This is a genomic window from Chloroflexaceae bacterium (assembly GCA_025057155.1).
GTDB lineage: Bacteria > Chloroflexota > Chloroflexia > Chloroflexales > Chloroflexaceae > JACAEO01.
In genome coordinates this window covers 1-6942 of record JANWYD010000037.1, presented here as the reverse complement: position 1 = coordinate 6942, position 6942 = coordinate 1, and the positions used below count along the sequence as shown (strand labels likewise).

Annotated in this window: 1 protein-coding gene and 1 CRISPR repeat array; the gene reads right to left on the bottom strand. The window is 64.9% G+C overall.

The genetic code is table 11. The features are described from left to right. Positions 1 to 179: 179 nt before the first annotated feature. A CRISPR array of direct repeats spans positions 180 to 6494; the repeat unit is 29 nt; unit sequence CGGTTCACCCCCACGGGCGTGGGGACAAT. 65 nt (positions 6495 to 6559) lie between these two features. Next, a complete protein-coding gene (gene cas2e / locus NZU74_20045; protein MCS6883625.1) occupies positions 6560 to 6835 on the bottom strand; it encodes a type I-E CRISPR-associated endoribonuclease Cas2e in 276 nt (91 codons plus the stop codon). Positions 6836 to 6942 lie beyond the last annotated feature (107 nt).

Sequence of the window (6942 nt, the reverse complement as noted above, 5' to 3'; positions counted from 1 at the left end):
ATAAGCGAATGCGTCAGCGAATAAGCGAATGGCTGCGGAGCATTGTTTGTCACTCCCTTCGGTTATTCGCTAACATCCTCTGTGGAGTTGGGATGTGGCGGGTGCGAAACACGCGCGTGTCAAAGAACCCGCCTCCGACGTAGGGGCATCCTCTGGCGGAGGAAAATCGCAGAGACGCAACTGGTTCCCATACGGGCGTGGGGACAATAGGATGTTCTCACCCCGAAAGATCGCACAACGCGGTTCACCCCCACGGGCGTGGGGACAATGCTTCCGGCGCGGGCGCGGGCTTCGGCGCGGGCGGTTCACCCCCACGGGCGTGGGGACAATGCGCTGTACGCGGGCGGTCTGGTCAACGTCATCGGTTCACCCCCACGGGCGTGGGGACAATCGCTTGAGCACCGCCAGACGCCGTGCCGAGATCGGTTCACCCCCACGGGCGTGGGGACAATGGTCGTTCCGGTCGCTAGTATGGCTGATCAAGCGGTTCACCCCTACGGGCGTGGGGACAATCCGACTCCGTAAAGAGTTACAGCACTACAAGACGGTTCACCCCCACGGGCGTGGGGACAATTGGGCGCTGAACTTAAGTACAATCGGGTGTTTCGGTTCACCCCCACGGGCGTGGGGACAATCGCCCCTTCATATGACTGCAGGTTTTCGACGGCGGTTCACCCCCACGGGCGTGGGGACAATTCTCGGTACGCGCTCGCCAGGGCGTCCGCTTTCGGTTCACCCCCACGGGCGTGGGGACAATCCCATTCGGTCTCTGATCTGGCGCAGGCGATCCGGGTCACCCCCACGGGCGTGGGGACAATGTCGAACGCGCGAACAAAGAACCAGCATTCCCCGGTTCACCCCCACGGGCGTGGGGACAATGTCGTAATCGTTTCCGCCGTAAATTGTCCCGGCGGTTCACCCCCACGGGCGTGGGGACAATTGCAGTGCGTTGTTCTCGACGCACGCCTGGATCGGTTCACCCCCCACGGGCGTGGGGACAATTAGCCGCGCAATCCGGCGCGTTCCGCCGCGCGCGGTTCACCCCCACGGGCGTGGGGACAATTTCACAAGCGTCAGGTGACGCTTGCAGGACTTCGGTTCACCCCCACGGGCGTGGGGACAATCGAATGCTGTATCGCCAATCCGCGCCATTGGCTGGTTCACCCCCACGGGCGTGGGGACAATGCAATACATCATGCACAGCGGCGATGACATCGCGGTTCACCCCCACGGGCGTGGGGACAATTTGACGCTGAGGCGATCCACCGAGCAAATGCACGGTTCACCCCCACGGGCGTGGGGACAATGATGACGATTTTAATCATCAGTCATCCATCCGCGGTTCACCCCCACGGGCGTGGGGACAATGGTCACGCTACGCAGACGCCATCGCGCTCGCGCGGTTCACCCCCACGGGCGTGGGGACAATCGCACCGCTCACTACCCGCGTCCGACCGCCCGCGGTTCACCCCCACGGGCGTGGGGACAATTAGATCGAGTTCGTGCTGTATCGCTTTTTGCTCGGTTCACCCCCACGGGCGTGGGGACAATGCCACAATCCCCGCTCAACGGTGCTCAGCAGGCGGTTCACCCCCACGGGCGTGGGGACAATGATGTCGCACGACTGAAGCAGTTCGGCGACGTCGGTTCACCCCCACGGGCGTGGGGACAATTGGTTCGACGCGTCCAGGCGACCGACCCGCGCCGGTTCACCCCCACGGGCGTGGGGACAATCGGCAGGGGCGTCGGGAAATTGACAACTTCAACGGTTCACCCCCACGGGCGTGGGGACAATGTCCGAACGCAGCCGCATTCGCGCCATGTAGCGCGGTTCACCCCCACGGGCGTGGGGACAATGCCGGACCACACCAGCCACCACATCCAGATCTCGGTTCACCCCCACGGGCGTGGGGACAATTGCGTCTGGCTGGAGGAGCGGGGGTGGGTGTGCGGTTCACCCCCACGGGCGTGGGGACAATCACGCTCGCGCATTTCCGCGAGCGTTTCGAGTCGGTTCACCCCCACGGGCGTGGGGACAATATTGGCGCGCGCGTCGCACCAGTCGTGTTCAACGGTTCACCCCCACGGGCGTGGGGACAATGCCGGATGCGCGCCGCCAGGTCCTCATAATAACGGTTCACCCCCACGGGCGTGGGGACAATCAGTGCGCCTCGAACGACTGCATTCCTGCGCGCGGTTCACCCCCACGGGCGTGGGGACAATCCCCTCCCGCTGCCACGCGAGTCGGCCCGTGACGGTTCACCCCCACGGGCGTGGGGACAATCGCTCGCCGTACAGGCCGAGCAGCCCGGCTGCCGGTTCACCCCCACGGGCGTGGGGACAATCGCCATTCCGACGCGGTCGCGCGCCGAAGTATCGGTTCACCCCCACGGGCGTGGGGACAATGGGCGGGGGTCGGATGGGTGTGTCTGTCCTGCCGGTTCACCCCCACGGGCGTGGGGACAATGCGAGTCGTCCGATTTGACCGTTGAGCGCCATCGGTTCACCCCCACGGGCGTGGGGACAATGACGGACCAACGTGCTGCAGCGCATCGATGGTCGGTTCACCCCCACGGGCGTGGGGACAATTCTCGGTACGCGCTCGCCAGGGCGTCCGCTTTCGGTTCACCCCCACGGGCGTGGGGACAATCCCATTCGGTCTCTGATCTGGCGCAGGCGCTCCGGTTCACCCCCACGGGCGTGGGGACAATGTCGAACGCGCGAACAAAGAACCAGCATTCCCCGGTTCACCCCCACGGGCGTGGGGACAATGTCGTAATCGTTTCCGCCGTAAATTGTCCCGGCGGTTCACCCCCACGGGCGTGGGGACAATTGCAGTGCGTTGTTCTCGACGCACGCCTGGATCGGTTCACCCCCCACGGGCGTGGGGACAATTAGCCGCGCAATCCGGCGCGTTCCGCCGCGCGCGGTTCACCCCCACGGGCGTGGGGACAATTTCACAAGCGTCAGGTGACGCTTGCAGGACTTCGGTTCACCCCCACGGGCGTGGGGACAATCGAATGCTGTATCGCCAATCCGCGCCATTGGCTGGTTCACCCCCACGGGCGTGGGGACAATGCAATACATCATGCACAGCGGCGATGACATCGCGGTTCACCCCCACGGGCGTGGGGACAATTTGACGCTGAGGCGATCCACCGAGCAAATGCACGGTTCACCCCCACGGGCGTGGGGACAATGATGACGATTTTAATCATCAGTCATCCATCCGCGGTTCACCCCCACGGGCGTGGGGACAATGGTCACGCTACGCAGACGCCATCGCGCTCGCGCGGTTCACCCCCACGGGCGTGGGGACAATCGCACCGCTCACTACCCGCGTCCGACCGCCCGCGGTTCACCCCCACGGGCGTGGGGACAATTAGATCGAGTTCGTGCTGTATCGCTTTTTGCTCGGTTCACCCCCACGGGCGTGGGGACAATGCCACAATCCCCGCTCAACGGTGCTCAGCAGGCGGTTCACCCCCACGGGCGTGGGGACAATGATGTCGCACGACTGAAGCAGTTCGGCGACGTCGGTTCACCCCCACGGGCGTGGGGACAATTGGTTCGACGCGTCCAGGCGACCGACCCGCGCCGGTTCACCCCCACGGGCGTGGGGACAATCGGCAGGGGCGTCGGGAAATTGACAACTTCAACGGTTCACCCCCACGGGCGTGGGGACAATGTCCGAACGCAGCCGCATTCGCGCCATGTAGCGCGGTTCACCCCCACGGGCGTGGGGACAATGCAGTACCTCTACAGACTCCAAAACCCGAACTCGGTTCACCCCCACGGGCGTGGGGACAATTGCGTCTGGCTGGAGGAGCGGGGGTGGGTGTGCGGTTCACCCCCACGGGCGTGGGGACAATCACGCTCGCGCATTTCCGCGAGCGTTTCGAGTCGGTTCACCCCCACGGGCGTGGGGACAATATTGGCGCGCGCGTCGCACCAGTCGTGTTCAACGGTTCACCCCCACGGGCGTGGGGACAATGCCGGATGCGCGCCGCCAGGTCCTCATAATAACGGTTCACCCCCACGGGCGTGGGGACAATGGCGCCTGCAGCGCGGGCCTCGCGGCTGCGGGCGGTTCACCCCCACGGGCGTGGGGACAATTGGTCATCGGCGCGCGCGTTGCGCCGACGATCGGTTCACCCCCACGGGCGTGGGGACAATGTATCAGGAGGGGGTGCTATGAGTCGGCTGCGCGGTTCACCCCCACGGGCGTGGGGACAATGCGGCGTGGATTACGCTCGATGAGTACGAACTCGGTTCACCCCCACGGGCGTGGGGACAATCGCGCGCCGCGCGCGCGGTCATCGGATTCGGGCGGTTCACCCCCACGGGCGTGGGGACAATCATTATGCGCCCGTCCAAATTGAAATGACGAACGGTTCACCCCCACGGGCGTGGGGACAATTCGACCCGCGCCCATCCGTACTCCGCAAACTCCGGTTCACCCCCACGGGCGTGGGGACAATCGCACCCGCCCGACGCGCGTGATCCAGACTGGCGGTTCACCCCCACGGGCGTGGGGACAATCGCAGGGTACTCGCCCGCCGGGAGCGACACCCCGGTTCACCCCCACGGGCGTGGGGACAATTGTGGTGTCACGCTGTCTTGAACGACTAACGACGGTTCACCCCCACGGGCGTGGGGACAATTGCTGGCGCTGGCTGCGCTGGCGGCATCACTGCGGTTCACCCCCACGGGCGTGGGGACAATTATTCCCAAGTGTTTTTCCACTGGATTCGCGGCGGTTCACCCCCACGGGCGTGGGGACAATTGCCGGTTCATCCGGCGATTTTTGCGATTTTTCGGTTCACCCCCACGGGCGTGGGGACAATGTTGCATATGCAACCCGGAGCGCGCTCGAGGACGGTTCACCCCCACGGGCGTGGGGACAATAGCGAGTCGCCCGATTTGACCGTTGAGCGCTACGGTTCACCCCCACGGGCGTGGGGACAATGCGCTACCCGGTCGCGGCGTGGCACGTCCATCCGGTTCACCCCCACGGGCGTGGGGACAATGTCTGTTCAGCATCAGTTCCCTCCCCGATCGACGGTTCACCCCCACGGGCGTGGGGACAATACCACCCTCGACTACGTATGAATGGCATTGCTCGGTTCACCCCCACGGGCGTGGGGACAATGTGGTCAGCGAGGCGGAACAACTCGTAGAACGCGGTTCACCCCCACGGGCGTGGGGACAATTTGTAGCGGATTTCGTAGTCGGGCATTGATGACGGTTCACCCCCACGGGCGTGGGGACAATGCCCGAGGAGGGAACTGATGTTGAACAGGAGACGGTTCACCCCCACGGGCGTGGGGACAATGCCAACCGTCCGATCTGCCCGTTCAGAGCCATCGGTTCACCCCCACGGGCGTGGGGACAATTACCCGATTGCGGCGTGGTATGTTCACCCATCTGGTTCACCCCCACGGGCGTGGGGACAATTCAGCGCGGCGCTCGCTGCGGCGCTGCGGATGCGGTTCACCCCCACGGGCGTGGGGACAATCCTGAGCACAGCCGCTACCGCTCCACTCCGCGCGGTTCACCCCCACGGGCGTGGGGACAATGCCGCCCACGCCAGAGGCGCCATCCGCGATGATGGTTCACCCCCACGGGCGTGGGGACAATGCTATGCGCGACGCGGTAACGCAGCATGAACGCGGTTCACCCCCACGGGCGTGGGGACAATTGTCGCCACGCCGACGCCGACGCCGACAGCGACGGTTCACCCCCACGGGCGTGGGGACAATCTCTCGCCCGCGCAGCGCGCATCCGACGCCGTCGGTTCACCCCCACGGGCGTGGGGACAATTGTGTTGTCGCGCCGGATGCGCGCGGCCAGGTCGGTTCACCCCCACGGGCGTGGGGACAATACGATCGTTCAACGTGCCGCATAGATACACTCCGGTTCACCCCCACGGGCGTGGGGACAATGGTTGCGCTGGCGGCGTCATTCGTTTGTGCGCCGGTTCACCCCCACGGGCGTGGGGACAATGCGGCGGTGCAGATCAGCGAGCGTTGCATACGCGGTTCACCCCCACGGGCGTGGGGACAATTGCGTGAGCGTTTCGAGCACCTGCATCCGCGCCGGTTCACCCCCACGGGCGTGGGGACAATGTCGCGGCGCACGCCAGGAGCGGCGCGCGTCGCGGTTCACCCCCACGGGCGTGGGGACAATGAGGGAAAACGCGACCTGATTTGGTTCCATTCCGGTTCACCCCCACGGGCGTGGGGACAATCGACTAGGAGGCAGGACGTGGATTACGGTGCACGGTTCACCCCCACGGGCGTGGGGACAATCACCAGATGTCCCGATAGTCCATAGTCGCCCCCGGTTCACCCCCACGGGCGTGGGGACAATGTCCGGGGCGCGCCAAACTCAGCGCTGTCAAACGGTTCACCCCCACGGGCGTGGGGACAATTCAGCCGGAAGTTGTGGCATTTGCCCACTCCTCGGTTCACCCCCACGGGCGTGGGGACAATCCTGGCACATTGCTCATTCTACCGCGATCAGCTTCCGAAAACAAGCCCTGAAGTCATATTCCGCGTCAGGACGGGATCTTTACCAGAAAGAGCCCTTCGACCTGGATCAGGCGCCGATCTGTTCGCCCGCAACTTCGCAGCGCAAACCCCTGTTCGTTGTTGGTCTGGTAGACCAGAAAACCTGCGCCTTCGCACATCTGGTCGCAGACCTGGTCCCAGAGCAGGTCGCGTACTCTGGCTGACAGACTTCCTACAAAAACGCCGGTATGAATTTCGAGCATCCAGCGCGTCAGCTCGCCACGCACGCCAACTGGTACGCGCTCAAGAACGATGACGGTCATAGGTCCTCCTCGTCGCCATAGTTGACGCCTCCTTCGACCTGCCCCTCCTCAGGATCCCATAGTCCGCCGGGGCGGGCGTAATTGCGATCAAAGAGTTCGGCTTCGCG